Here is a 25874-nt window from a genome sequence, read left to right as displayed (position 1 = left end):
ATCGCGGGCAAGCCCGCTCCTACAGGGGATTAGGGTACTGAACATGAGCCTTTCACCTCCGATTCGCGAGGAATACGAAGTCACCCTGGAGCCTTTTACCCAAGAGGATCTGGCCCGTGACATCTCCTTGCCGCAACGTATCTGGCAACTGAGCTGGGTGCGTAAAAGCGTGATCCTGATTGCCCTGGCGGTGATCTGGGAACTGGCCGCTCGCCTGCAAAACAACGACCTGCTGCTGCCGAGCTTCCTGCAAACCGCGCACGCTTTTTACGATGGCATTCTCAGCGGTGAGCTGCTGGTCAAGGTCTGGATCTCGCTGACGGTATTGGTCAAGGGCTATGTCATCGGCATCGTTATGGCGTTCGGCCTGACCACCCTGGCCGTGTCGACCCAACTAGGCCGCGACCTGCTGAGCACCCTGACCGCGATGTTCAACCCGCTGCCGGCGATTGCCTTGTTGCCGCTGTCGTTGTTGTGGTTCGGCCTGGGCGAAAACAGCCTGATTTTCGTGTTGGTGCATTCGGTGCTGTGGGCGTTGGCGCTGAACACCTACTCGGGCTTTCTCGCCGTTTCGGAAACCCAGCGCATGGCCGGGCGCAACTACGGTCTCAAAGGTCTGCGCTTTGTCTGGTACATCCTGATCCCGGCGGCACTGCCATCGATTCTGGCTGGCTTGAAGATCGGCTGGGCGTTCGCTTGGCGCACCTTGATCGCCGCCGAGCTGGTATTTGGCGCGTCATCAGGCAAAGGCGGTTTGGGCTGGTACATCTTCCAGAACCGCAACGAGCTGTACACCGACAAGGTGTTTGCCGGTCTGGCAGCAGTGATTTTGATCGGCCTGATCGTGGAAAACCTGCTGTTCAACACCATCGAGCGCCTGACCGTGAAGCGCTGGGGCATGCAACGCGGGTGATGGCCATTTGAGTCTATGGTTATTCCTAAATCCTATTTATTAGATGGATGCATGTAACAGTAAGCTATATGCAGCCGGGCTACCGGACGTGTCGCCCTTTTAGTGATTTCCCTATTTTTTGCGAGAACTTCATGGCCACTCCATTCAAGCGTCCGGCGCTTACAACACTCGCTGCAGCGTTCGGTTTAATCGGTGCTTTGCTGAGCACGGGGGCGCAGGCAGAAGGCAAGATCAGCATCGCCCAGCAATTTGGTATCGGTTACCTGATTCTCGACGTGGTGCGTGATCAACAATTGATCGAAAAACACGGCAAGCAGGAAGGCATCGACATCAAGGTCGACTGGAACAGCATTTCCGGTTCCACGGCGATGAACGAAGCGCTGCTGGCCGGTGCGCTGGACGTGGTGTCGGCCGGCATTCCGCCGATGCTGGTGCTGTGGGACCGGACCAAGGGCAAGCAAAACGTAAAGGCCATCGCCTCGCTCGGCTCGATGCCTAATTACCTGCTGACCAACAACCCGAACGTGAAGTCGTTGAAAGACTTCAGCGACAAGGATCGCATTGCCGTTCCAGCCGCAGGCGTTGGCTTCCAGTCACGCACCTTGCAGATTGAAACCGCCAAGCAGTTCGGCGACGCCAACTTCAAGAAATTCGACGACATCTCCGTCAGCCTGCCGCACCCGGACGCCACTGCGGCGCTGATTGCCGGTGGTTCGGAAATCAACTCGCACTTCTCCAGCCCGCCGTTCCAGTACCAGGAACTGGAAAACCCTAACGTGCACAAAGTGCTGAGTTCTTACGATGTGCTGGGTGGTCAGGCCACGTTCAACGTGCTCTACACCACGCAGAAATTCCACGACGAAAACCCCAAGACCTACAAAGCCTTTTACGACGCGCTGGCTGAGGCGGAGAGAATCATCAAGGCCGACAAACCGGCAGCGGCGCAGACTTACCTGCGTGTCGAACAGTCGAAACTGCCATTGGCCTTCGTCGAAAAAATCGTCGCCGACCCGGAAATCGATTTCACCATCACCCCTCAACGCACCTACATCTATGCCAGCAAATTGCAGGAATTGGGCGTGCTGAAAAACAAGGCAGACAGCTGGAAAGATTTCTTCTTTGAAGAAGTGCATGGGACGCCGGGTAGCTGACATACCGCTATCGCGGGCAATCGAGCGTCAACCGGCCTCTCCTTAATTGATCGCATATCCCTGTAGGAGCGGGCTTGCCCGCGATCCTCACGCTTAACTTTCAGACTGCCCCCATGACCCTCGACTACCCCTTCATCCTCAGCACCCTGCCGGCGTTTCTCAAGGCGGTAGGTGTGACGTTGCAAGTCGGCTTGATCGCCATCTGCACCTCGCTGCTGGTAGCGCTGATCAACGCAACGATTCTGGTGTTTCGTACCCCTTACCTGCATCGGCTGGTGGCGCTGTACGTCGAGCTGGCGCGTAACACCCCGTTGTTGATTCAGCTGTTTTTCATCTACTTCGCGTTGCCGACGTTGGGGATCAAGGTCTCGGGATTTTCCGCCGCGATCATCACCATGACTTTCCTCGGCGGTGCCTACCTCACGGAGGTGTTGCGGGCGGGCGTTGAAGCGGTGCCTCAGGCGCAGCTGGAATCCGGGCGCTCCATCGGCTTGTCGCAGTGGCAATTGCTGCGTTACGTGATCTTGCCCCAAGCCGGGATTCTCAGCCTGCCGGCGTTGTTCGCCAATTTCATCTTCCTGCTCAAGGAAACGACGGTGGTCTCGGCGGTAGCGGTGCCGGAGATTCTGTACACCACCAAAAGCTACATCGCGCTGTACTACAAGACCTACGAAATGCTCACCGTGCTGACGCTGATTTGCGTGCTGCTGTTTTTGCCACTGTCGCTGTTGCTCAGCCGCCTGGAACGGAGGCTCCAACATGGCCAGTTCGGGACTTGAATTGCTCTGGGTGTCGCTGCCACAACTGGCCAGCGGCGCCCTGCAGACCTTATCCATATCGTTTCTGAGCATCGCTTTAAGTACGGTCGGCGGCGTGTTGTACGGCGTGTTGCGCACTCTCAACCTGCGTTGGCTGAACCTGATTCTGCGGATCTACCTGGAACTGTTTCGCGCGATCCCGGTGTTGGTCTGGCTCTACCTGTTGTTCTTCGGCTTGCCGATTTTCTTTGGCCTGAGCATCCCAAACTTCTGGTGCTCGGTGCTGGTGCTGTCATTGTGGGGTTCGACCGAAGTCGGCGAAGTGGTACGCGGTGCTCTGCATTCGTTGCCGCGCGGTCAGCGTGAAGCAGGGCTGTCCATTGGGCTGTCCGATCCGCAGTTGTACGGCTATGTGCTGCTGCCGCAAGCGCTGAAACGCATGACGCCGCCGACCATCAACATCTACACGCGGATCATCAAAACCAGCTCGCTGGTGGTGCTGATCGGTGTTGTCGACGTGATCAAGGTCGGCCAGCAGATCATTGAGCGTACCTACGAATCGGTGCTGATCTACGGCGCGCTATTCCTGTTTTTCTTCTTTATCTGCTACCCGCTTTCGGCCGCTTCCCGCGTGCTGGAACGACGCTGGACGCAAGCATGAGCGCATTGATCGAGTTCAAGGGCTTCAACAAATTCTTCGGCGAGCAACAGGTGCTAAAAGGCATTGATCTCAGTGTCGAATCGGGCGAAGTCATCGTGATCCTGGGGCCAAGCGGGTGTGGCAAAAGCACGCTGCTGCGCTGCCTCAACGGCCTGGAAGTGGCCCACAGCGGCCAGTTGCGCTTCGCCGGTCGCGAGCTGCTGGACAAGAACACCGACTGGCGCCAGGTGCGTCAGGACGTCGGCATGGTGTTCCAGAGTTATCACCTGTTCCCGCACATGAGCGTGCTGGAGAACATCCTGCTCGGCCCACTGAAGGTACAGAAACGCGAACGTCGCGAAGCGCTGGCCCAGGCCGAAGCTTTGTTGGCGCGGGTGGGTCTGTCGGACAAGCGCGACGCCTTTCCACGACAGCTGTCCGGCGGCCAGCAGCAACGCATCGCCATCGTGCGTTCGCTGTGCATGAACCCGCAAGTGATGCTGTTCGATGAAGTCACCGCCGCCCTTGATCCAGAGATGGTCAAGGAAGTACTGGAAGTGATCCTCGACCTCGCACGCGGTGGCATGACCATGCTCATCGTCACCCACGAAATGGCCTTCGCCCGCGCGGTGGCCGACCGAGTCGTGTTCATGGAGGCCGGAAGCATCCTCGAACAAAACACCCCAGAGTCATTCTTCACGAACCCGGCGAGCGCACGGGCGCAGCAGTTTCTGGAGAAATTCTCCTACATAGAAACCATGCCCAAGAAATCGAAAATCAAGGAGCTGTCATGAGCGCTGCCCATTTGAAATCTGCCAAATCGTTATTCCTCTTTCCGCTGATCGGCCTCGGCTTGCTGGCCGGTTGCGGCAATTCCGAAACCCCTGCGAAACCGGCTGCCACCGTCAGTGTTTCAGCAGCACCATCGGCCGGTTACCTGGACAAAATCAAAGCCCGCGGCAAGCTGGTGGTGGGTGTGTTTACCGACAAACCGCCCTTTGGTTTCGTCGACGAGAAAGGTAAATACGTCGGCTTCGATACCGACATCGCTCGCCAGTTCGCGAAAGATCTGCTGGGTGACGAGAGCAAAGTCGAGTTCGTGGCCGTTGAACCCGCCAGTCGCATCCCGTTTCTGCAAAGTGACAAGGTCGACCTGATCCTGGCCAACATGACCGTCACCCCGGAGCGTCGGGAAGCGGTGGAGTTCACCAACCCGAACCTCAAAGTTGCGGTGCAGGCGTTGGTCGCTCAAGGCAGTGACGTGAAAAAGCTCGACGACCTGGCCAGCAAGACCACCATCGTCACCACCGGTACTACGGCTGATATTTGGCTGACCAAAACTCACCCGGACTGGAAACTGCTGAAGTTCGAGAAAAACTCCGAGTCCCTCCAAGCCCTGGCCAACGGCCGTGGCGATGCTTACGCGCAAGACAACCTAGTGCTGTTCACCTGGGCCAAGCAAAACCCAGGCTATCGCGTATTGCCAGAAAGGCTCGGCGGCGAAGCCCCGATTGCCCCGGCGGTGAAGAAGGGCAACATCGAACTGCGTGATTGGGTGAATACCGAGTTGGCGAAGTTGGGCGAGGACAAATACCTGCTCAAACTTTACGACCAATACGTGCGCAAACAACTGAGCGACGACACCAAGCCGGAAGACGTGATTGTCGAAGGCGGGAAGTGGCAGGGTTAAAAACCAACGCAAATCCCTTGTAGGAGCTGCCGCAGGCTGCGATAAGGCCGGAACGGCCTTCAATGTCGCGGGCGGTTCCCGCCCGATCGCAGCCTGCGGCAGCTCCTACAGGGGTTGTGTATTTCCCTAATCCGGCCAATGCCACGCCGGCTGATCCAGCATCCCTTGCCCAACAATTCCGGTCTGCCCGAGGTTCTTCTCCAGCACGATGGGATTGCACTCGGGGTGGCTTTCCAGCGCCGCAATCAATCGACTGGCATGTGATACCACCCACATCTGACACTGCTGCGACGCGCGAATGATCAAGCGCGCGAGGGCTGGCAGCAGGTCCGGGTGCAGGCTGGTTTCGGGCTCGTTGAGCACCATCATTGTCGGCGGGCGCGGGGTCAGCAGGGCGGCGATCAACAGCAGATAGCGCAAGGTGCCGTCGGACAACTCAGCCGCCGACAGTGGACGCAGCAAACCTTCCTGATAAAACTCCAACGCAAAACGCCCACCGTGCAACCAGGCGATGTTGATTCGTGCACCGGGAAAGGCGTCGCTGATAGCAGTGTGCAGCGCCTGAGGGTCTCCGATTTCCAGGATGGTTTGCAAGGCGGCGGCCAGATCTCGGCCGTCGTGGTGCAGAACCGGTGTGCGCGTACCCAGTTGCGGCAGGCGCGCCGGGGCTTCGTTGTCAGTGCGGAAGTGGTCATAGAAGCGCCAGCCGCGAATGATCTCGCGCAGTTGCAGCACTTCGGGGCAGGTGCGCAAGTTGCCGACTTGATCGAACAGGCTGTCGTAGGTCGGCGTGTGCTGCGCCAGCACATCCCAATTGTGCTCTTCGCGGGCGCGGATCATCGGGCCGCTGGCGTTGCACCAACAAACTGGCGGGGCGATAGAGCGGGCCGGCCCAGATGCATTCTTTTTTGATTTCGGGATCAAGCGTGAAGGCCGAGGTGCTGGGCGCGGGCAAGCCTAACGAGATGGCGTAACTGAAGTCCTCGCCGGCAAACCCAAGGCGCAGGCGTTTGACCTGCTGCCGCGGTCCGCCCTGAACCTCGACTTCGCCGCTGCGCATGCGCCGGGTGATGTGCTCCGGACCCGCCCAGAATGTCGAGTCCAAGCCACCTTCACGGGCCAGCGCGTTGATGACCCCACCTTGCGCCGTTTCGGCCAGCAAGCGCAGGGCGCGATAGAGGTTGGACTTGCCGCTGCCGTTGGGGCCGGTGATGACATTCAGGCGCTCAAGGGGCATCACCAACGTGTTGATCGAGCGGTAGTTGGCCACGGCGAGGGTTTTCAGCATGGGACGCGTCCTGGTTGCGTAGGAACCAAGGGTGCGGGATTTTCGCCAGGTGTGGAACAGTGACGCTGGATTTTTGCAACCCAGGTGGGAGAACTGGTTCGCGAAGGCGGTGTTTCTGAGAAGCCACATCACGCTATTCGCCAACAAGTTGGCTCCCGCCGGACTTATGTAATCCCGGTGGGAGCGAACCTGTTCGCGAAAGCGGTATTACGTGCGGAAGCGCTTGACCAGGCCATCCAGCTCTTTCGACAACCCCGCCAGACTCTGCGAATCCAGCTGCGCCGAGTTGGCCAGTTCGGCCACCAACTGCGCATCGCCGTGGATCTGGCTGATGTGGCGGTTGATGTCTTCGGCGACGTGGTGCTGCTCTTCTGCTGCGGTGGCGATTTGCGTGTTCATGTCGCGGATTACGTCCACCGATTCACGGATCTGGCCGAAGCTGGTGCGGGCCAAACCAATGCGGCTTACCGATTCTTGCGACACTTCAATGCTCGCGTGCATGCGTTGGGTCACCTGGCTGGTGCGCTTGGCCAGGTTGCCCAGCAGACCGTCGATTTCCGCAGTGGAATCGGCAGTCCGTTTCGCCAGTGCGCGAACTTCGTCAGCGACCACCGCAAAACCACGACCTTGTTCACCGGCGCGCGCCGCTTCGATCGCAGCGTTAAGGGCCAGCAGGTTAGTCTGTTCGGCGATGGAGCGGATGGTGCCGAGAATCGACTGGATATCGTTGCTGTCGCGCTCCAGTTGTTGCATCGACTGCGCGGACTGTTCGATTTCCTGGCTCAACTGATCAACGCTCTGTACGGCCGCATCGATCTGCCGCTGGCCTTCGCGGGCCTGGTTCTGGCCGCTGTCGGCTGAGTCCGCTGCCTGGCTGCAAGAGCGGGCGACTTCGTTGGCGGTGGCGACCATTTGGTGGAACGCGGTTGATACCATGTCCACCGCCTCACGCTGACGCTCGGCCGCTTTGGCCATGTCGTTGGACACTTGGGTCGAGCTGTGGGAGGTGGTGAGGATGTGGCTCGCGGCCTGGCCGATGCTCTGGATCAGGCTGCGAATGGCACCCAGGAACTTGTTGAACCAGTTCGCCAGTTGCGCCGTTTCATCGTTGCCACGGATTTGCAGGTTTTGCGTCAGGTCGCCTTCGCCTTGGGCAATGCCTTCCAGACCACTGGCGACGCTGCGAATAGGACGCACGATCACGCTGGCGAAGCTGGCACCGACCACCGCGAATACCACGGCTAGAACAGCGGCGATGATAGCGATCAACCAGGTCAACTGAGTCGCCGAGCTCATGACTTCTTTTTCTTTGATCAGACCGATGAAGGTCCAGCCCAACTGCTCCGACGGCCAGACGTTGGCCATGTAGTGCTCGCCATTCAACTCGACTTCGACCAGGCCTTTGCCGGCCTTGGCCAGTTGTGCGTAGCCGTCGCCCAGGCTGCCCAGAGCTTTAAAGTTGTGTTCGGTTTGCGCCGGGTCGACGAGCACGGTGCCGTCGTTTTCCATCAGCATCAGGTAGCCGCTTTCGCCGAGCTTGATCTGTTTCACCAGCTCAGTCAGGCGTTGCAGCGACACGTCGATACTGACGACGCCGCCGGGGTTGCCGAGCTTGTTGGCCACGGTGTGCACGGTGCTGACGTAGGTGGTGTTGGTCGCGCCCCAATAGTAGGCAGCGGTACGAATCGATTTGCCCGGATTGGCCATGGCCGCTTTGTACCAGGGCCGCTGGCGCGGGTCATAGTTGCTCATGGTCTGATCGTCAGGCCAGGACACATAGCCGCCCGCAGCGGTACCGATGATCGCGTAAGCATAGCCGGGGTGGTTTTCGCCGATGCTGGTCAGCAGCCCGAGCACCTGCCGATCAAACTCGTTGGGCACAATGCTTTTCGCATCGGCGCCGACGTAGCTCTTGAGCGTGTCATCGGTGCTTTTGATCAGCGGCTGGTTCGCCAGGTAGTCAACGTTCTGGCTGATACCTTCGAAGAACAGCTGCATGGCGTTGCTGACCTGGCGAATTTCCCGCGAACTGCCTTCGACGAACGACGTCCGCGCTTCGCTGCGCAAATTCAACACCACCAACGTGGCGACCAGTACAACGGGCAAGCAGGCGATGATTGCAAACGCCCACGTGAGTTTCTGTTTAATGTTCATCCGCGCTCCAGATTTTTTTTGTAAAGACCACGTAGTACCGATGACTCGCGGATATAAAGGCAGCTGCAAACTTTTTTTATGCCGACGGACCGTTATTCTTCGGAAAGTGTGTCCGTCGAAGTGGGCATCGGCTGGGCGTGCGGAAAATGAAGGGGTTTGAAAAAATATCCGACAGACCGCAACTCCCCGTAGGAGCGGGCTTGTCGGATCGCCGCACCGCCGCGATTGCGGTTTCTCAGATAGAGAGTGGATCGCGGGCGAGCCCGCTCCTACAGAGTTGGTGGCGTCAGGCCTTGCGCCAGACGCTCGCCAGCCAGGGCTGCTGCTCAATCGGCAAGCCCGGCGGCCGGAAGTAGTGTTCCAGTTCGACAAACCCGGCTTCGGTCAGCAACTCACGCCAGTTTTCCAGGTCGTGGTACGAGCCGTAGCGGCTGCCGTTCCAGCCTTCCTTGTTATCGCCCCGAGGGTTGGAGCTGAACAGTACGCCGCGCGGCTTCAGGGTCGCGTGCAGTTCACGCAGAACCCGTGGCAGTTCCTGGCGTGGCACGTGGAACAGCACGGCGTTGGCGAAGATGCCGTCGAAACGTTCGGCGGGCAGGTCGAGCTTCAGGAAGTTTTGCTGCCAGACCTCACACCCACTGTCGGCGCGGGCCATTTCGGTGAAGCGTTCGGTGCCATCGAGGCCAACCGCGATGTGGCCCATGGCGGTAAAGGTCTGCAGATCCCGGCCCGGCCCGCAGCCGAAGTCGAGAATTTGAAAGGGCGCAGCGCCTTCGATATGCCGCAGCAGGGCATTGATGTTCTGGCTGACGTCGTGATCGCGGGTTCCTTCGCGGAAGTCGTCAGCCACTTCGTTGTAGTGGCCGACGGTGGTGTCGGTGATTTGGGCGAGGTCCTGCGGATCGAGTTTCATTGCAGCCAGTCTGGGGTGAGTAAGCACTAAATATACCCCCGTCAGGCATTAGTTCAATTGCTCAGCGTTTGTTCAGCGCCAGCGCCAGGCGATCACCTCCTAACTGAATCACCGCCACCAGCACCACCAGCAACACGATAACCGTCAGCATTACCTGGCTGTCGAAGCGCTGGTAGCCATAGCGGTAGGCGATGTCACCCAAACCACCGGCACCGATGGCGCCGGCCATGGCCGATGAGTTGATCATCGTCACCAGGGTAATGGTGAAACCGCCGACGATGCCCGGCAGCGCTTCCGGCAGCAACACATGCCAGACGATGTGCCAGCGCCGGCAACCCATGGCCTGCGCGGCTTCGATCAAGCCGTGATCAACCTCGCGCAAACTGACCTCGGCAATCCGCGCAAAAAACGGCGTTGCGGCGATGGTCAGCGGCACCACGGCGGCCCACACCCCGTAGGTGGTACCGACGATCAGCCGGGTGAAGGGGATCAGCGCGACCATCAAAATCAGGAACGGAATCGAGCGGAACAGGTTAACGAAAACCCCCAGCAACCGATTCAGGTTCGGCGCTTGATAAATCCCGCCCTTGCCGCTGGTGACCAGAATCACCGCCAACGGAACACCCAATAACAGCGCAATCAACGACGACACGCCGACCATCAAAAAGGTGTCGATGGCACCCTGAAGCAAGCGGTCAAACCACATAACCCAATACCTCCGCGCGTTGCGCCAGTGTGCGGGCGCGGCTGAGCAATTCGTCGCGACCATGGGGAGAGCCCGCCACCGCCAGCAGCAAATGCCCAAGCGCGCGCCCTTGAATACGTTCGACGCCGCCCTGCAACAAGCTGACCTTGCCACCGAGGGCATTGAACAGCGCTGCCAGGTCCGGTTCTTCGCCGCTGACGCCGGTGAAATGCAAATCCAGCACCAGTGCTGCCCCCGGTTGTTGCGGCTGCGGCTGCAAACGCGCCTGCAAGTCCTCGGGTAGACCGTGTTGCAACGGTGCGAGCAAAGTTTTACTGACCTCATGCCGAGGATTGCCAAAGACTTGCCACACTGGGCCGTGCTCCACAACTTCACCCTGCTCAAGCACCACCACGCGGTCGCAGATATCGCGAATGACCGCCATTTCATGGGTGATCAGAATGATGGTCAGGCCCAGGCGCTGATTGATCTCGCGCAGCAGGCCGAGGATCGATTGCGTGGTCTCGGGGTCCAGCGCCGAGGTGGCTTCATCGCACAGCAAAATCGCTGGCTCGTGTACCAGTGCGCGAGCAATCCCCACCCTTTGTTTCTGGCCGCCGGACAACTGCGCCGGGTAGGCCTTGTGCTTGTCCTGCAGGCCGACCAGCTCCAGCAGCTCGGCGACTTTGCGTTGGCGCTGTTCTTTGGGAACCCCGGCCACCCTGAGCGGCAGCTCAACGTTCTGCCACACGGTCTTGGCCGATATCAGGTTGAAGTGCTGAAAGATCATGCCGACGCGTCGGCGCAGTTGCACCAGATGGTTTTCGTCGTACTCGCCGATATCCACTTGATCAATCAACACCCGGCCGCTGCTCGGGCTTTCCAGGCGATTGATGGTGCGGATCAGCGACGACTTGCCGGCACCGCTACGACCAATGATGCCGAACACCTCGCCGCGCTGGATTGCCAGGTCGATGTTCTGTAGTGCATGCACCGGACCGTGCTGGCTGTCGTAGGTCTTGCCCAGATTGATAAAGCGCACATGGGCGCGATTCAGGTCCGGATGCAGTTGAGTGGTGTGAGCGCTTTCGGGTGGATCAAGGGTCAGCCTGCGTTGCGCGGGTGCGTTCATTGGTTAGCCTTCCCAGCCGGCTTGGTAGAGCTTGCCGTGCAGCTTGTCCAGTGTGGCGCGGACCACTGGCGAGTGCTGGTAAATGTCGACGAACTTGGCCAGGCGTGGGTCGCTTTTGCTCTCTGGGCGGATCACGAATTGAATCACGTACTCCTTGTGATCCAGCCCGTCGAACAGCAAGGCAGAGTTGGCATCAAAGGTCTTCGCCATGCGGATATAGGCGGGGTAGCCCTGCACCAGATCAGCGTCGTCATAGGCACGCACCAGTTGCACGGCTTCGACTTGGATCAGTTTGATCTTCTTCGGGTTGGCAATGATGTCTTCTTCGGTGGCCTTGTAACCGACGCCGGGTTTGAGGGTGATCAAACCGGCCTTGGCCAGCAGTTGCAGACCACGCCCGCTGTTGATCGGGTCGTTGGCGATAGCGACGCTGGCGCCGACTGGCAGCTCAGCGAAACTTTTGTATTTCTTCGAGTACAGGCCAACGTTATTGATGATGCCGGAAGCGTACGGCACCAGATGAGTGCCGGCCGCCGCATTGGCGTTTTCCAGGAAGGGCACGTGCTGGAAGTAATTCACATCGATATCGCCGGCAGCCAGGCTGACATTGGGTGCGATCCAGTCGGTGAATTCCACCAGCTCGACCTTCAGGCCTTGTTTGGCGGCTTCTTCGACGGCGGATTCCAGGGCAATAGAAAACGCGGCAGTGGTGCCGACTTTGAGCGGGGCTTCGGCGGCCTGGGTGTTGAGGGCGAACAGCGCCAGGGCGAGGGTGATCAAGGTTTTGGTCATGGATGTATTCCAGAAAAATTGATGGTGTTTGTTCGGCCGTCATCGCGGGCAAGCCCGCTCCTACAAGGGATCGCATTTAATGTGTAGGAGCGGGCTTGCCCGCGATCGGCCGCGAAGCGGTCGCAATGTCATTGTTTGGAGCGCCGATATCCCGCGCCTGCATGCCGCTCCGGCAACCTGGCGCCACCCTCGCGAAACAGCTTTTCGCGCAGGCTGCCGCTGTCATAAGCGGTTTTGTAGGAACCTCGGCGTTGCAACTCCGGGATCACCAGGTCAATGAAGTCGACATAACTTTCCGGGGTCACGGTGCGCGTCAGGTTGAAGCCGTCGAGGCCGGTTTCGGCGATCCAGGATTCCAGCTCGTCGGCTATCTGCTCAGGCGAACCGACCAAGGTGATGTAGCGCCCGCCGAGGGCGTGCTGATCGAGCAAGCGGCGTCGGGTCCAGTCGTTGTTCTTCAGGTTTTTGGTCGCGGACTGAATCGCGTTGCTCTTCACGTATTGAATCGGCTCGTCCAGTTCGTACTCGGCGAAATCGATCCCGGTGGACGCCGCGAAGTGCGCAACACCTGCTTCGGCGCTGGCGTATTCCTGATACTCGCGCTTCTTCGCCTGAGCCAGTTCTTCGGTGGCGGCGACGATCACGTTCAAACCCATGAACACCTTCACGTCATCCGGGTTGCGCCCAGCGGCTACGGCACTGTCGCGCACCTTATCCACTTGCTCGCGGGTCGCGACCTTGTTCTGCCCACTGATGAACACGCACTCGGCGTGGCGCCCGGCGAACTGTAAACCGCGCTCGGAACTGCCCGCCTGGAACAGCACCGGCGTGCGCTGCGGTGACGGTTGGCACAGGTGATAACCCTCCACCTGATAGAACTCGCCCTTGTGCTCCACCTTGTGAACTTTGTCGGGCTGGGCATAGATCCGCTGCTCGCGATCATTGAGCACCGCGTCGTCTTCCCAGCTGCCTTCCCACAACTTGTAGAGCACTTCCAGGTACTCATCGGCCTGGTCATAACGACGGTCGTGCTCGGCCTGTTCGTTGAGGCCCATGGCCTTGGCGGCGCTATCGAGGTAACCCGTGACGATGTTCCAACCCACTCGGCCGCGACTCAGGTGATCGAGCGTCGACATGCGGCGGGCGAACAGATACGGCGGCTCGTAGGTGAGGTTGGCGGTGAGGCCGAAGCCGAGGTTTTTGGTGACGGCGGCCATCGCCGAAACCAGCAGCAGCGGGTCGTTGACCGGCAACTGGATGGCCTCTTTGAGTGGCACCTCCACCGAGTTCTGATACACGTCGTACACGCCGACGATATCGGCGATAAACAACCCGTCGAACAGCCCGCGCTCCAGCAGTTGCGCCAGCTCGGTCCAGTATTCGAGAGTGTTGAACTGGGTCGAGTTATCCCGCGGATGGGTCCACAGGCCGTGATTGATATGGCCGATGCAGTTCATGTTGAACGCATTGAGCAGGATCTTTTTCTTGCTCATCAGATGGTCCCCCGCAGCGGTGGGTTTTCATCGTTGAGGTAGTAATTGCCGATGGCGTGATACTTCCAGCGCACCGGGTCGTGCAGCGTGTGCACGCGAGCGTTGCGCCAATGGCGGTCGAGGCCGTGTTCGGCGAGGGTCGCCTGACTGCCAGCCAGTTCGAACAGCGTACTGCCCGCTGCCAGAGAGATATCGGTGCTGATCGCTCGGGCTTCGGCCACGGCAATCGATGCAGCGGCGACATTGGCTGCGCTGCTATCCGCCTGCGCGTGATCAAGGAATTCACCGGCGCGTTCCAGCAGCGCTTCGGCGGCGTGCAGGCGAGTGCCGAGCTTGCCGAAACTGTGCAGGGTCAGGGGATCGTCGATGGCTTTGTCGATCCCGGAATCGATCCACGGCCGGGTCCGGGTGCGGACAAACTGCAACGCATCTTCATAAGCGGCGCGGGCGATGCCGGTGTCGATCGCCGCGTGAAGGATCTGCGCCAATGGACCGAGGGTGGTCGGCCGCTCGAAAGCGGTTTGGAACGGCACCACGTCATCGGCGCTGACCCAGACGTTTTCGAACACCACCGAACCACTGCCGGTAGTGCGTTGGCCGAAACCGCTCCAGTCGTCAATCACGGTTAAACCGTCACTGTCGCGAGGCACGAACGCCAGTTGCTGCACACCGTTATCGTCGATAACCGAGGTCGGGATCCGTTGCGCATACAACGCGCCGGTCGAGTAAAACTTGCGGCCGTTGATGCGGTAACCGTCGCCGTCGCGAGTCAGGCGGGTAGTGCGGTCGTTGGCGGTTTTGGTGCCCAGTTCCGCCAGGGCGTTGCCGAAGCGTTTACCGGCCAGTACTTCGGCAAACAGGCGTTGCTGTTGTGGGGCGCTGCCGTTCACACGCAACACTTCGACGGCGTAGAAATGGTTCTGCGGGATTTGCCCGAGGGAGCCATCCGCCTCGGCAATGATCTGAATCACCTTGGCCAGGGTCACACTGGACACCCCGGCACCGCCGAAGGCTTTTGGCACGCTGATGCCCCAAAGGCCCGATCGGGAAAACAGCTCGAGTTCGGCATCTGGCAGGCGGCGCTCGCGGTCACGCTGGGCGCTTGAGGTTTTGAAAAAATCAGCCAGCTCAGCCGCCTTTTGCAGGGCTTCGGCATCGCTGCGGATCACTGCGACGGGCTCGTGCAGAGAAGAAAGAAGACTCATGTGTTGCTCTCCAGTGGTCTGGTCAGATCCAGGAATGCCGCGCGGGCACGGTGCCGTTCAGGTGATAAGCGCCCACAGCGTGGTATTTCCAGCGCACCGGGTCATGCAGGGTATGGACGCGCGCGTTGCGCCAGTGGCGGTCGAGGTTGAACTCGGCAAGGGTGGCGCGGCTGCCGGCCAGCTCGAACAGTTTCTCGCTGGCGAGCAGGGAGATTTCGGTGGTCAGGACTTTGGCTTCAGCGACCGCAATCGACGCGCGGGCCGCCGATTGTTCGTTGATCGGCGCGGCGTAGACTTCATCCAGCACCTTCCCGGCCTTGCGCAGCAGCGCTTCGGCGGCATGCAGCTCCAGTTTCAGCTTGCCGATGTCGGCGATCACATACAGATCGTCGCTGGCGCGTTCGACCTTGGCCTCGATCCATGGCCGCGAACGTTCACGAACGAAACGGATGCTGTCGTCGATGGCTTCGCGGGCGATCCCGGCGTCGATGGCCGCTTGAATCAGCTGCGACACCGCGCCCTGGATATTCGGAATCAGCGCCAGGCGCCAGTTATCGACGACGTGCTCGGCTTCGACACGCACGTTGTCCAGCAGCACGGTGCCGCTGGCGGTGGTGCGTTGGCCGAACCCGGACCAGTCGTCGACGATGCGCAGGCCAGGCGTGCCGCGCTGGACGAAGGCGAGAATCTGTTTGCCCTCTTCGTTCAACGCTTTGACCGCGACCCAATGGGCGAACAGCGCACCGGTGGAATAAAACTTCTGACCGCTGAGCAAAAAGTGATCACCGCTCTTAACGATGCGTGCCTTGATGTCCAGGGTGTTCTTGGTGCCGCGTTCGGGTCCGGCATTGCCGATGCGCCAGCCGTCCAGCACGCTTTGGAACAGCTCTTTTTTCTGCTCGGCGGTGGCGCTGCCCAGCAATGAGTTGAGGATGCCGAACTGGTTCTGCGGGATCTGTCCCAACGCCGGGTCGGCAGCGGAGATGATCGCGAACACCTCGGCGATGGTCACGAAGGAAACCTGTGGGCCGCCGTATTCATGAGGGATGGAGATACTGCCCAGACCGCTGCGGGTGAAATATTCGATTTCTGCCCAAGGCAATTTGCGCTGGCGGTCACGTTGCGCCGCATGCTGGCGGGCAATCCCGGCCAGTTCATGGGCAGCAGCGATAACCTCGGCGTCGTCGATCAGGACCTTGGCCGGCAGTAATAGTGGTGCGATGTCCAGCGCGTGCTGGAGGGATGCAGCAGCCAGGTCAGACATCAGCGCTGCTCCTTGGCTGCGAGTGATGTCCCGGCGTTGTTCGCGGGGGTGACGGTATGCGTGACCATTCCAAACCTCATCGACTTTGAAAACAAACTGATGGTGGTCCGGTGGTCCGGTCTATATACCCTAAGCGTGTATAAAAATTAAATAAACGTTGTTTTTGGAATAAGAATAGAAGGGATGAGCTTACGCTGGAGAAATGTTGCGCTTTGTATGTGTTGGCATAGCTTTGCAGCCACGGATTTTTTACGGGAGAAGCTGATGGGCGAATACAACGCGGTTTGAAACAGCGTGTGGTCGCCCATGCAGTTCATTCAATCCACTCTTCAAACACGGACTCCACTCACCTTCAGAGCGCGCGGGGGTGCCCAACGGGAGTTGTTTCCAACCCGGTCGATGACGCAGTAAGTCACTTCCAGTTGTTCATCTTCCCCGGCGTCCCGAATCAAGGTCGGCGGCACTTTCAAGGTGATGGGTTTGCCGACGTCTTCGGCGTTTATGGCGGGCAGGTCCATGCGCAGGTCTCCCCAACGCAGGGTGATTTCATCCTTGACCGCCATGTTTTGATACGCCTCGATGGTCAGCGCAACACCGTGCTTGAGCTGCCGGGCCGTCAGCCCGTTGCGTAATACGGTATCTGGCACGGCCAGTGGCGCTAACCCTTGATTCTCTCCGATACCGCTGTCGATCAACTGTCCGCCGGGGCAGTCGAGCTTGATGGACACGTCTGTGACCGGTGAGAGGGATGGTGTGCTGCCAATTTTTTGCACTTGATACCAGACGCTGATTCGACCGCTGTGCAGAAAGCTTTCCGGTACTCGCAGGGCCGCGGGCTTGCCGAGATCTGCGGCTGTCAGTTGTTTCGAGGCGACGTAACAACCGCCCCAGAACAGTTCAATCAGGTCGCCTTCCTCCATCGATGCATAGGGGCTGACCGTGACGATTAAATGTGCGGCAGCGTGTGTGCCAATGCCGTGTTTATTTGCCTGAGGCAAAACCGGCGCGAGCAGTTTCAGGGGGTTGAAAGTCGGGTCTTTACTGGCCATGTTAAACACTCCTTAGTCCTTAATTAAACGCAAATAACGGGGCATGCGGCCTAGCTAAGAGCGAAGGGCAACGAGTGTCAATGAAGGCAAAAGGCAAAAGAGCGAAGGGGCAAATTAATCAGAGATCTCCTACGCTAATACGGTCAGCGGGAGACGTGAAGGTTCAAGGTTGATCCTACAAAATCGGGGGCGCCGCGCTCGGTGCAGGCGCTGCCGAAGGCTGCGATAAATCGCCAGATCACCATCGCGATCACGTTCGATCGCAGCCTTCGGCAGCTCCTACAGGTAAGGCGTTTTTTAATTGCGGCTGCGTTCGAGGAACTGACGCGTACGTTCTTCCTTGGGATTGGCGAACAACGCCTTGGCTTCGCCTTGTTCAACGATCACGCCTTTGTCGATGAACACCACCCGGTTGGCAACGTCACGGGCAAAGCTCATCTCGTGGGTGACGATGACCATGGTGCGTTTTTCTTCCGCCAGCGCACGGATGGTGGCGAGCACTTCACCCACCAATTCCGGGTCCAGCGCTGAAGTCGGTTCATCGAACAGGATCACTTCCGGTTCCATGGCCAGCGCTCGGGCAATGGCTACCCGTTGCTGTTGGCCGCCGGACAGGCGTCGAGGATACGCATCTTCCTTGCCCGCGAGACCGACCTTGGCCAGCAGCGCACGGCCCAGGGCCAGCGCTTCCGCGCGTGGTGTTTTTTTCACCACGATCGGGCCTTCGATGACGTTTTCCAGCGCCGTGCGATGGGGGAACAGGTTGAAGTTCTGAAACACGAACCCGACATGCTGCCGCAGTTGCCGGATCAAACCCGCCTGCTGGTTCAGCGGACGGCTGCCGTCAATCTCGATGTCGCCCACGCGAATCCGGCCGCTGGAAGGTTCTTCGAGAAAGTTGAGGCAACGCAGCAGCGTGGTTTTGCCAGAACCACTGGGGCCGATGATGGCAACGACTTCGCCTTCATTGATCTGCAGGTCGATGCCCTTGAGCACGGCGTTGCCTTTGAACTCTTTGGTCAGTTTCTCAACCGTGATCATGCTTCAAGACTCCAGATCATGCCGATTGACCCTCGCTTCCAGACGGTTCTGCAAGTGCGCGAGCAGACTGGCGAGGATCCAGTAGATCAGGGCAGCGGCAAGGTACATGGTGAAAATTTCGAAGGTTCGCGCGGTGATCAGCTGGGCCTGACGGAACAACTCAGGCACCTGAATCGTGGCCGCCAGCGCGGTGTCCTTGACCAGTGAAATAAAGCTGTTGCCCAGTGGCGGCAACGCGGTGCGCGCCGCTTGCGGCAGGATCGCCCGGCGCATGGTCTGCGCGCGGGTCATGCCGATACTGGCTGCGGCTTCCCACTGACCGCGATCCACTGCGCCGATAGCCGCACGCAGAATCTCGCAGGCGTAGGCTGCCATGTTCAGGGAAAACCCGATCAGTGCAGCGGGCAGTGGGTCGAGTTCGATGCCCAATTGCGGCAGGCCGTAATAGATCACGAACAACTGCACGAGCAGCGGCGTTCCGCGAAAGAACGACACGTACACCCGTGCAATACCACTGACCAGCTTCAAGCGTGACAAGCGCATCAGCGCCAGGCCGAAACCCAGCAGCAAGCCGAAAAACATCCCGCCCAGGCTGAGAATGACGGTGTAGTACGCGCCCCTCAGCAAGAAGGGCGCGGAGTCCAGCGCGAGCTTTAGACTCTCTTCAATCATTTGGTCACGTCAGAGCCGAAGTACTTCTGCGACAACTTGGCCAGCGTGCCGTCGGCGCGCAGTTTGTCGATGGCAGCGTTGACCGCAGCCACGGTTTCAGGCTCACCTTTGCGAATAGCAATACCGGCTTCCTGACGGGAAAACGCATCGCCGGACACGGCCAGCTTGTCGCCGGTTTTTTTGGTTTCTTCCAGTGCCGCCAGACGATCGACGAGGATCGCATCGGTACGGCCAACCATCAGGTCCTGGAACTTGGTTGGGTCATCGTCATAGGTTTTGACGATTGCGCCTGGCACGTGTTCTTTCAGCCATTGCTCGTAGTTGGTGCCCAGGCCGACACCGACTTTATGGCCGGACAACGACTCAGGTGTCGGGAACTTGCCGGCATTTTTCTTGGCGGTCAGCGCTTGAATCCCGGAAATGGTGTAAGGCTCGGAGAAGTCATACTTCTTCTTGCGCTCATCAGAGATCGTCACTTGGTTGATCACCACGTCCAGGCGCTTGGATTCCAGAGCTGCCAGGATGCCGTCCCACTTGGTCGGCTGGATATCGGCCTTCACGCCCAGCTCTTTGGCCAATGCGTTGGAGAACTCGACTTCGAAACCAGTGAGCTTGCCGTCAGCATCGACAAAGCTGAAGGGCGGGTAAGTGCCTTCCAGGCCGACTTTGATCGTTTTACTGTCTTTGATTTTTTGCAGTTGGTCACCGGCGACCGCTTGGCCGACCAGAGCAGTACCAAGCACGAGGCTCAGCGTGGAAAGCAGAAATGTGCGGCGGATGGCAGCAATGTTCATGACGAGCCCCTTATTGTGATTTTTAAATGTCAGGCAAGAATCAGACCCGACGAAAGCTACTGCGGCCGAGAAACTTAATCCAGCGTTTTCAAGCGGCCTTATTCCAATTCGTAGTCCTTCACGCGGTGTGACTATAGAGGGCAGCTATATAGTAATTGAAATAACTAAAAGTGCTTTATATAGCTCCAATTCGAATATAGCTGCCCTTCAGCTTTTACCCGGAAAAAATATCGGGATAAGCAAACAATGCCGGTGCGCCACCGGTGTGCAGAAAGATGATCGGGCCGTCATCGAAACGGTTGCGGCCGATACCATCCAGCAGCCCGGCCATGGCCTTGCCGGTGTACACCGGATCCAGCAACAGACCTTCCTGGCTGGCCACCAACTTGATTGCCGCCAAGGCGCCAGCATTGGGTGCGCCATAGCCTGGGGCGAAATATTCGTCCCACAACTCGACCTTGAAACTGCTTGGCAAATTGATACCCAGCAACTCCGCAGTGCGCTCCGCCAGACCCTGAACCTTAGGCCGTTGCGCTTCATCGCTGCGGGAAACGGTGACACCGACCACCGGAAGTTTCGGCAATGACTCGCTCAAGCCAATCGCCAGCCCGCTGTGTGTGCCGGCGCTGCCCGAGGCCAGCACCACCGCAGCGAAATCCAGCCCCGTGAGTTTGATCTGCTCGGCCAATTCCAGCCCGGCGCGCACGTAACCCAGCGCGCCGACCGGGCTCGAACCACCGATAGGTACCAGATACGGTTTTTTCCCGCTGTTGCGCAGACGGGCGGCCAAGGCGTGCAATTGATCGTCGGCGTTGTCCAGGTTCTCTACCAGCTCGACCTTCGCGTCGAACAGGTCCAGCAACAAACGGTTGCCGTTGTGCAGGTAATTGCGGTCATTGGTGCCGAGTGGATTTTCCAGCAACACCACGCAACCAAGACCCAGCTGAGCAGCCAACGCGGCCGTCTGGCGGGCATGGTTGGATTGCAAACCACCGGCGGTGATCAAGGTGTCGGCGCCCTGTGCCAGTGCGTCGGCGGCCAGGTATTCAAGTTTGCGCACCTTGTTGCCGCCCAGCGCCAGGGTCGTGGTGTCATCGCGTTTGACGTAAATATCCCGCCCCGCCCAGGCGGACAGTCGCTGCAGTTTTTCCAGAGCCGTGGGGGCGCCGAGCAATTCCATACGGTTAAAACGAGACAGCTGTTGTTTGATCATGATGGGGAAATAAACCGGGCAGTGAGTCGATGGACTATAGGCAGTGCTCTCGGCTCTGCGCAACATGAGGACACGCAAAATCCGCATCCGGCAAAACCCTTACGGAAATTGTTAATTTTTCGTCGCAAAAGATTGCCGTAGAGTGAGCATATCCAGCGGCCGCACCTTTCTGGCTGTGACCTGGCTTTACCTTGAAAGCAGAAGGAGTAGTGAGCGTGAGCGACATTCCAGAAGCATCCGCCGATAACCGTTCCGGAAACTGGCAGCTGCAGCAAATCGTCAGCCAGTTACGTTCTGCGCGTGATGATTGGCGGACCCGCAACGGGCGAGTGAGCGGCGAGCAGGGTGGCCGTGAGCTGCCATCGCGCGCGGCCATGAGCGATATCCTTGATGCGCTGTGCGGGGCTTTGTTTCCGATGCGTCTGGGGCCGGTGGATCTGCGCGAAGAGAGCGAAGACTTCTACGTTGGCCATACGCTCGACGTAGCGCTCAATGCCTTGTTGGCTCAAGCCCGACTGGAGTTGCGCTATGCCGCCCGCCAGCACGGTGAAAGTATCGTGGATGCAGAAAAGCACGCCACTAAGCTGATTCAGGCGTTCGCCGCTGCACTGCCGGCATTGCGCGTGTTGCTCGATACCGACGTGTTGGCCGCTTATCACGGTGACCCGGCGGCGCGTAGCGTCGATGAAGTGTTGCTGTGCTACCCCGGCATTCTTGCGGTGATCCACCATCGCCTGGCGCACCACCTGTATCGCGCCGGTTTGCCGTTGCTGGCACGCATCAGTTCGGAAATTGCCCACTCCGCCACCGGCATCGACATTCACCCAGGTGCGCAAATCGGTCAGAGCTTCTTTATCGACCACGGGACGGGTGTGGTGATCGGCGAAACCGCGATCATCGGCGAACGGGTACGGATCTATCAGGCGGTGACGTTGGGCGCGAAACGTTTCCCGGCAGACGAGGACGGCCAATTGCAGAAAGGCCATGCCCGTCACCCGATCGTTGAAGACGACGTGGTGATCTATGCCGGCGCCACCATTCTCGGGCGCATCACCATCGGCAAAGGCTCCACCGTCGGCGGCAACGTCTGGCTGACCCGCAGCGTACCGGCGGGTTGCAATGTGTCTCAGGCGAACTTGCTGGAGAAGGATGATTGCCTGAAATAGTGGCCGCTATGGCGATCACCTGTAGGCGCTGCCGGAGGCTGCGATAGGGCCGGAACGGCCTTCCGGCCGACGGGATCGCAGCCTTCGGCAGCTCCTACAGAAATGTGTTGTTGTTCTGACATCGATCAGGCCAACCCACCCGGCGCTCACGGTGATGTTGCGACCACGCAGTTCCTTGGCGAACACGTGGTTTTCAGCCCCCCGCGTTGTTCACCAGCACATCAACCTTCCCCAGTTGCAATAAAATCAACAATGAATCCCGTAATACCTCGACAACATTAGTCGGACTATTGAAAGAATTTGCCGTGGGCGTATGCTCGGCCAGCTCGTCTGGTCCGGCTGAAAGGGATCAGCATTAATAAAAACAGGGAACTGCGGCTTCGATTCAAGAGTCGCAATCCAGGCTCCTTAAACGAGAGACGTTCGATGACTTATATCGCTGCCGAAAACCGTTACGAATCCATTCCGTACCGCCGCGTTGGCCGTAGCGGTCTGGTGCTGCCCGCTCTATCTCTGGGGTTGTGGCACAACTTCGGCGACAGCACGCCGATGGACACTCAGCGCGCGCTGTTGCGTACAGCGTTCGACCTGGGCATCAACCACTTCGACCTGGCCAACAACTATGGCCCGCCTTACGGCAGCGCCGAGACCAACTTCGGACGTCTGCTGCGCGAAGATTTCAAGCACTACCGCGACGAGCTGATCATCTCCAGCAAAGCCGGTTGGGACATGTGGCCAGGCCCGTATGGTCAGGGCGGTGGTTCGCGCAAATACGTGCTGGCCAGCCTCGATCAAAGCCTGCAACGCATGGGCCTGGACTATGTGGATATCTTTTATTCGCACCGCTTCGATCCACTGACCCCACTGGAAGAAACTGCCAGCGCACTGGCCACCGCCGTGCAGCAGGGCAAAGCGCTGTACATCGGCATCTCTTCTTATTCCGGGGCAAAAACCCGTGAGATGGCGGCGTTGCTCAAAGAGTGGAAAGTGCCACTGTTGATCCATCAGCCGGCCTACAACCTGCTCAACCGTTGGGTTGAACGCGATCTGCTGGATGCGACGGATGAGTTGGGTGCGGGCGTGATTGCCTTTACTCCGTTGGCACAGGGCCTGTTGACCGACAAATACCTCAACGGCGTGCCGAAAGATGCGCGGGTCAACAAGCCGGGCGGTGGTTCATTGCAGGCGTCGCACTTGTCGGAGGCCAACATTGCTCACGTCCGTGCATTGAATGAGATCGCCAAGCGTCGTGGTCAAAGCCTGGCGCAACTGGCGCTGGCTTGGACGTTGCGCGATCCACGGATCACCTCCGCGCTGATCGGTGCGAGCCGTCCAGAGCAAATCATTGAAAACGTCGGGGCGTTGAAGAACTTGAGTTTCACCCGTGAAGAACTGGCGGAAATCGACAGCTTCGCGGTAGAAGGCGGGATTAACCTGTGGGAAAAGCCGTCAACTGATCAGTAACGGCTCAGTAGCGCCATCCCGTTGTAGGAGCGGGCTTGCCCGCGATGCGGCTATCAGATACACCGCATCGCGGGCAAGCCCGCTCCTACAGGGGCAATTAAGGCATCAACTTATCGAGCATTGCCTTGTCACGCACAGCGCCTTTGTCGGCACTGGTCGCCAGCAACGCATAGGCTTTCAGCGCCGTGGTTACTTTGCGCGGACGCTTTTCAACCGGTTTCCAGCCCTTCGCGTCTTGCTCGACACGACGTCCTTGCATTTCCTCATCGCTGATCATCAGATTGATCGAGCGGTTCGGAATGTCGATCAACACTTTATCGCCATCGCGCACCAGACCAATCGCACCGCCTGCCGCTGCTTCTGGCGAAGCGTGGCCGATGGACAGACCCGAAGTACCGCCCGAGAAACGCCCGTCTGTCAGCAAGGCGCAGGCTTTGCCCAGGCCCTTGGACTTCAGGTACGACGTCGGGTACAGCATTTCCTGCATGCCCGGGCCGCCTTTCGGGCCTTCGTAACGGATGATCACGATGTCGCCGGCCTTCACTTCGTCGGCGAGGATGCCGCGCACGGCGCTGTCCTGGCTTTCGAAGATCTTCGCGTTGCCTTCGAACACGTGGATCGACTCGTCGACGCCGGCAGTTTTCACCACACAACCGTCTACCGCGATGTTGCCGTAAAGCACGGCCAGGCCGCCTTCTTGCGAGTAAGCGTGCTCGACACTACGGATGCAGCCGGTTTCACGGTCGTCATCGAGGGTGTCCCAACGGGTCGACTGGCTGAATGCCGTCTGTGTTGGAATACCGGCCGGGCCGGCGCGGAAGAAGGTGTGTACGGCTTCGTCCTGGGTCTGGGTGATGTCCCACTTGGCGATGCCGTCAGCCATAGTCGCGCTGTGTACGGTCGGCAGGTCGGTGTGCAGCAAGCCACCACGAGCGAGCTCGCCGAGGATGCTGAAAATCCCGCCGGCACGGTGTACGTCTTCCATGTGGTACTTCTGGATGTTCGGCGCAACCTTGCACAGCTGCGGAACGTGGCGCGACAGACGGTCGATGTCTTTCAGGTCGAAATCGATCTCCGCTTCTTGAGCGGCAGCCAGCAAGTGCAGGATGGTGTTGGTCGAACCGCCCATGGCGATGTCCAGCGTCATGGCGTTTTCAAAGGCCTTGAAGTTGGCGATGTTGCGCGGCAGCACCGACTCGTCGTTTTCGATGTAGTACTGGCGGCACAGGTCGACGATGGTACGGCCGGCTTGCAGGAACAGCTGCTCGCGATCGCTGTGGGTCGCCAGGGTCGAACCGTTGCCCGGCAGGGCGAGGCCGAGGGCTTCGGTCAGGCAGTTCATCGAGTTGGCGGTGAACATGCCGGAGCACGAACCGCACGTCGGGCAAGCGCTGCGCTCGTATTCGGCGACTTTCTCGTCGCTGGCGTCGGGGTCGGCGGCGATCACCATGGCATCGACCAGATCCAGGCCGTTGGCGGACAGTTTGGTCTTGCCGGCTTCCATCGGGCCGCCGGAGACGAAGATCACCGGGATGTTCAGGCGCAGGGCAGCCATCAGCATGCCGGGGGTGATCTTGTCGCAGTTGGAGATGCAGACAATGGCGTCGGCGCAGTGGGCGTTGACCATGTATTCCACGGAGTCGGCGATGATCTCGCGGCTCGGCAGCGAATACAGCATACCGTCGTGACCCATGGCGATGCCGTCGTCCACGGCAATGGTGTTGAATTCCTTGGCCACACCACCGGCACGTTCGATTTCACGCGCAACCAATTGGCCCATGTCTTTCAGGTGCACATGACCCGGTACGAATTGGGTGAACGAGTTCGCAACAGCGATGATCGGTTTCTTGAAGTCGGCATCTTTCATGCCGGTGGCGCGCCACAAAGCGCGGGCGCCGGCCATATTGCGGCCGTGGGTGGACGTTTTCGAGCGGTAATCAGGCATGGAGCACTCCTGGCGGCAAATCAGGTATCAGGAAAGGGGGGAGAGCTTCTATTGACGTCGCACACGTTCGGCAGTGACCGGACGTAGCGAAGAAACCGATGACGCCACGGGATCACCGCGCGCTCGGCCTGAGCTCATAAACCCGCCGGGGGATGACTGGCGATGAATAGAGCCGATTCTACACCTGTACGCGGTTGTGGGAATGCCGGGAGGCATTTTGTAGGCGCGTGCTTGCCCGCGAGCGGTCTGTAGGCTTTTTCTGAGAATCCTGAAGTCACTGCTTTTTTGGTTGTTTTCACTCAGGTGGTCTCCCTAAAATCCGCCCGCCGCATGTGCGGCTCACGAGATTCTCACTTACATGGACCTTCCCGGTTTTAGTTCATCAAGAACTTCCCATGGATATCGACCGCACCGTCGGTGGGCGTGCCTGTACAGCTGATCAGCTCGCTTCA

Annotated in this window: 21 protein-coding genes and 3 pseudogenes; 8 read left to right on the top strand and 16 right to left on the bottom strand. The window is 59.2% G+C overall.

Annotated features, from left to right (window positions below):
* Nucleotides 1–43 precede the first annotated feature (43 nt).
* The 6 genes from ACF0H7_RS30515 (at nucleotide 44) to ACF0H7_RS30490 (ending at nucleotide 5152) form a co-directional block, all read left to right on the top strand.
* On the top strand, nucleotides 44–913 hold the full coding sequence (locus ACF0H7_RS30515) for an ABC transporter permease (protein WP_397450502.1): 870 nt from the start codon (nucleotides 44–46) through the stop codon (nucleotides 911–913).
* A 131-nt stretch (nucleotides 914–1044) separates the two neighbouring features.
* Nucleotides 1045–2064 (top strand): ABC transporter substrate-binding protein, encoded by a 1020-nt coding sequence (locus ACF0H7_RS30510; protein ID WP_397450501.1) that lies wholly within the window; start codon nucleotides 1045–1047, stop codon nucleotides 2062–2064.
* Between the two features lie 113 nt (nucleotides 2065–2177).
* Nucleotides 2178–2843: an amino acid ABC transporter permease gene (locus ACF0H7_RS30505; protein WP_397454075.1), complete on the top strand. Its 666-nt coding sequence runs from the start codon at nucleotides 2178–2180 to the stop codon at nucleotides 2841–2843.
* The gene (locus ACF0H7_RS30500; protein ID WP_397450500.1) at nucleotides 2824–3483 is read left to right on the top strand and encodes an amino acid ABC transporter permease; all 660 of its coding nucleotides are present in this window, start codon (nucleotides 2824–2826) and stop codon (nucleotides 3481–3483) included. Before ACF0H7_RS30505 ends, ACF0H7_RS30500 begins: the two co-directional genes overlap by 20 nt.
* Entirely contained in the window at nucleotides 3480–4256 is a 777-nt protein-coding gene (locus ACF0H7_RS30495; protein WP_397450499.1) for an amino acid ABC transporter ATP-binding protein, read from the top strand. Before ACF0H7_RS30500 ends, ACF0H7_RS30495 begins: the two co-directional genes overlap by 4 nt.
* An 11-nt stretch (nucleotides 4257–4267) precedes the next feature.
* Nucleotides 4268–5152, top strand: a complete 885-nt coding sequence (locus ACF0H7_RS30490) for a transporter substrate-binding domain-containing protein (protein WP_397454074.1) — start codon at nucleotides 4268–4270, stop codon at nucleotides 5150–5152.
* A gap of 126 nt (nucleotides 5153–5278) precedes the next feature.
* Here the strand turns inward: ACF0H7_RS30490 and ACF0H7_RS30485 are convergent.
* The 15 genes and pseudogenes from ACF0H7_RS30485 to ACF0H7_RS30415 all read right to left on the bottom strand — a co-directional run bounded on the left by ACF0H7_RS30485 (nucleotide 5279) and on the right by ACF0H7_RS30415 (nucleotide 20847).
* Nucleotides 5279–6440: pseudogene (locus ACF0H7_RS30485) on the bottom strand (AAA family ATPase).
* Between the two features lie 207 nt (nucleotides 6441–6647).
* Nucleotides 6648–7247: pseudogene (locus ACF0H7_RS30480) on the bottom strand (methyl-accepting chemotaxis protein); the annotation flags it as partial.
* A gap of 258 nt (nucleotides 7248–7505) precedes the next feature.
* Nucleotides 7506–8438: pseudogene (locus ACF0H7_RS30475) on the bottom strand (cache domain-containing protein); the annotation flags it as partial.
* Nucleotides 8439–8880: 442 nt separating this feature from the next.
* Nucleotides 8881–9507 carry a class I SAM-dependent methyltransferase gene (locus tag ACF0H7_RS30470; RefSeq protein ID WP_397450498.1) on the bottom strand — a complete coding sequence of 209 codons (627 nt, stop codon included), beginning with the start codon at nucleotides 9505–9507 and terminating at the stop codon, nucleotides 8881–8883.
* A 61-nt stretch (nucleotides 9508–9568) separates the two neighbouring features.
* The gene (locus tag ACF0H7_RS30465; RefSeq protein ID WP_397450497.1) at nucleotides 9569–10213 is read right to left on the bottom strand and encodes a methionine ABC transporter permease; all 645 of its coding nucleotides are present in this window, start codon (nucleotides 10211–10213) and stop codon (nucleotides 9569–9571) included.
* Nucleotides 10203–11324 carry a methionine ABC transporter ATP-binding protein gene (locus ACF0H7_RS30460; protein WP_397450496.1) on the bottom strand — a complete coding sequence of 374 codons (1122 nt, stop codon included), beginning with the start codon at nucleotides 11322–11324 and terminating at the stop codon, nucleotides 10203–10205. The genes ACF0H7_RS30465 and ACF0H7_RS30460 overlap by 11 nt, the downstream gene beginning before the upstream one ends.
* A 3-nt stretch (nucleotides 11325–11327) precedes the next feature.
* Entirely contained in the window at nucleotides 11328–12116 is a 789-nt protein-coding gene (locus ACF0H7_RS30455) for a MetQ/NlpA family ABC transporter substrate-binding protein (protein ID WP_397450495.1), read from the bottom strand.
* Nucleotides 12117–12244: 128 nt separating this feature from the next.
* The gene (locus ACF0H7_RS30450; RefSeq protein ID WP_397450494.1) at nucleotides 12245–13609 is read right to left on the bottom strand and encodes an LLM class flavin-dependent oxidoreductase; all 1365 of its coding nucleotides are present in this window, start codon (nucleotides 13607–13609) and stop codon (nucleotides 12245–12247) included.
* On the bottom strand, nucleotides 13609–14814 hold the full coding sequence (locus ACF0H7_RS30445) for an SfnB family sulfur acquisition oxidoreductase (protein WP_397450493.1): 1206 nt from the start codon (nucleotides 14812–14814) through the stop codon (nucleotides 13609–13611). Before ACF0H7_RS30445 ends, ACF0H7_RS30450 begins: the two co-directional genes overlap by 1 nt.
* Nucleotides 14815–14836: 22 nt before the next feature.
* Complete coding sequence (locus ACF0H7_RS30440) at nucleotides 14837–16078, bottom strand: SfnB family sulfur acquisition oxidoreductase (RefSeq protein ID WP_397450492.1); 1242 nt, start codon at nucleotides 16076–16078, stop codon at nucleotides 14837–14839.
* Nucleotides 16079–16407: 329 nt separating this feature from the next.
* Nucleotides 16408–17127, bottom strand: a complete 720-nt coding sequence (locus ACF0H7_RS30435; protein ID WP_397450491.1) for a hypothetical protein — start codon at nucleotides 17125–17127, stop codon at nucleotides 16408–16410.
* Between the two features lie 297 nt (nucleotides 17128–17424).
* Complete coding sequence (gene tcyN / locus ACF0H7_RS30430) at nucleotides 17425–18168, bottom strand: L-cystine ABC transporter ATP-binding protein TcyN (protein ID WP_397450490.1); 744 nt, start codon at nucleotides 18166–18168, stop codon at nucleotides 17425–17427.
* A 3-nt stretch (nucleotides 18169–18171) separates the two neighbouring features.
* Nucleotides 18172–18840, bottom strand: a complete 669-nt coding sequence (gene tcyL / locus ACF0H7_RS30425) for a cystine ABC transporter permease (protein ID WP_397450489.1) — start codon at nucleotides 18838–18840, stop codon at nucleotides 18172–18174.
* On the bottom strand, nucleotides 18837–19634 hold the full coding sequence (tcyJ, locus tag ACF0H7_RS30420; RefSeq protein ID WP_397450488.1) for a cystine ABC transporter substrate-binding protein: 798 nt from the start codon (nucleotides 19632–19634) through the stop codon (nucleotides 18837–18839). Before tcyJ ends, tcyL begins: the two co-directional genes overlap by 4 nt.
* Before the next feature lie 214 nt (nucleotides 19635–19848).
* Nucleotides 19849–20847 carry a D-cysteine desulfhydrase gene (locus ACF0H7_RS30415; RefSeq protein ID WP_397450487.1) on the bottom strand — a complete coding sequence of 333 codons (999 nt, stop codon included), beginning with the start codon at nucleotides 20845–20847 and terminating at the stop codon, nucleotides 19849–19851.
* A 215-nt stretch (nucleotides 20848–21062) separates the two neighbouring features.
* Between ACF0H7_RS30415 and epsC the strand changes: the two genes are divergently transcribed.
* Complete coding sequence (epsC, locus tag ACF0H7_RS30410; RefSeq protein WP_397450486.1) at nucleotides 21063–22013, top strand: serine O-acetyltransferase EpsC; 951 nt, start codon at nucleotides 21063–21065, stop codon at nucleotides 22011–22013.
* Between the two features lie 426 nt (nucleotides 22014–22439).
* The gene (mgrA, locus tag ACF0H7_RS30405; protein WP_397450485.1) at nucleotides 22440–23477 is read left to right on the top strand and encodes an L-glyceraldehyde 3-phosphate reductase; all 1038 of its coding nucleotides are present in this window, start codon (nucleotides 22440–22442) and stop codon (nucleotides 23475–23477) included.
* Between the two features lie 97 nt (nucleotides 23478–23574).
* On the opposite strand, the gene ilvD is transcribed toward mgrA, so the two are convergent.
* Nucleotides 23575–25422, bottom strand: a complete 1848-nt coding sequence (gene ilvD / locus ACF0H7_RS30400; protein WP_397450484.1) for a dihydroxy-acid dehydratase — start codon at nucleotides 25420–25422, stop codon at nucleotides 23575–23577.
* Nucleotides 25423–25874 lie beyond the last annotated feature (452 nt).

Source organism: Pseudomonas sp. NA-150 (assembly GCF_044336365.1).
Lineage (GTDB): Bacteria > Pseudomonadota > Gammaproteobacteria > Pseudomonadales > Pseudomonadaceae > Aquipseudomonas.
Note: the sequence above shows the minus strand (reverse complement) of the source record. Positions and strands in the feature narration are given on the sequence as shown.

What these genes read in the sequence shown, in the direction of transcription:
- ACF0H7_RS30515 (WP_397450502.1), top strand. Translation starts at nt 44, where the DNA reads ATGAGCCTTTCACCTCCGATTCGCGAGGAATACGAAGTCACCCTGGAG.
- ACF0H7_RS30510 (WP_397450501.1), top strand. Translation starts at nt 1,045, where the DNA reads ATGGCCACTCCATTCAAGCGTCCGGCGCTTACAACACTCGCTGCAGCG.
- ACF0H7_RS30505 (WP_397454075.1), top strand. Translation starts at nt 2,178, where the DNA reads ATGACCCTCGACTACCCCTTCATCCTCAGCACCCTGCCGGCGTTTCTC.
- ACF0H7_RS30500 (WP_397450500.1), top strand. Translation starts at nt 2,824, where the DNA reads ATGGCCAGTTCGGGACTTGAATTGCTCTGGGTGTCGCTGCCACAACTG.
- ACF0H7_RS30495 (WP_397450499.1), top strand. Translation starts at nt 3,480, where the DNA reads ATGAGCGCATTGATCGAGTTCAAGGGCTTCAACAAATTCTTCGGCGAG.
- ACF0H7_RS30470 (WP_397450498.1), bottom strand. Translation starts at nt 9,507, where the DNA reads ATGAAACTCGATCCGCAGGACCTCGCCCAAATCACCGACACCACCGTC.
- ACF0H7_RS30465 (WP_397450497.1), bottom strand. Translation starts at nt 10,213, where the DNA reads ATGTGGTTTGACCGCTTGCTTCAGGGTGCCATCGACACCTTTTTGATG.
- ACF0H7_RS30460 (WP_397450496.1), bottom strand. Translation starts at nt 11,324, where the DNA reads ATGAACGCACCCGCGCAACGCAGGCTGACCCTTGATCCACCCGAAAGC.
- ACF0H7_RS30455 (WP_397450495.1), bottom strand. Translation starts at nt 12,116, where the DNA reads ATGACCAAAACCTTGATCACCCTCGCCCTGGCGCTGTTCGCCCTCAAC.
- ACF0H7_RS30450 (WP_397450494.1), bottom strand. Translation starts at nt 13,609, where the DNA reads ATGAGCAAGAAAAAGATCCTGCTCAATGCGTTCAACATGAACTGCATC.
- ACF0H7_RS30445 (WP_397450493.1), bottom strand. Translation starts at nt 14,814, where the DNA reads ATGAGTCTTCTTTCTTCTCTGCACGAGCCCGTCGCAGTGATCCGCAGC.
- ACF0H7_RS30440 (WP_397450492.1), bottom strand. Translation starts at nt 16,078, where the DNA reads ATGTCTGACCTGGCTGCTGCATCCCTCCAGCACGCGCTGGACATCGCA.
- ACF0H7_RS30435 (WP_397450491.1), bottom strand. Translation starts at nt 17,127, where the DNA reads ATGGCCAGTAAAGACCCGACTTTCAACCCCCTGAAACTGCTCGCGCCG.
- tcyN (WP_397450490.1), bottom strand. Translation starts at nt 18,168, where the DNA reads ATGATCACGGTTGAGAAACTGACCAAAGAGTTCAAAGGCAACGCCGTG.
- tcyL (WP_397450489.1), bottom strand. Translation starts at nt 18,840, where the DNA reads ATGATTGAAGAGAGTCTAAAGCTCGCGCTGGACTCCGCGCCCTTCTTG.
- tcyJ (WP_397450488.1), bottom strand. Translation starts at nt 19,634, where the DNA reads ATGAACATTGCTGCCATCCGCCGCACATTTCTGCTTTCCACGCTGAGC.
- ACF0H7_RS30415 (WP_397450487.1), bottom strand. Translation starts at nt 20,847, where the DNA reads ATGATCAAACAACAGCTGTCTCGTTTTAACCGTATGGAATTGCTCGGC.
- mgrA (WP_397450485.1), top strand. Translation starts at nt 22,440, where the DNA reads ATGACTTATATCGCTGCCGAAAACCGTTACGAATCCATTCCGTACCGC.
- ilvD (WP_397450484.1), bottom strand. Translation starts at nt 25,422, where the DNA reads ATGCCTGATTACCGCTCGAAAACGTCCACCCACGGCCGCAATATGGCC.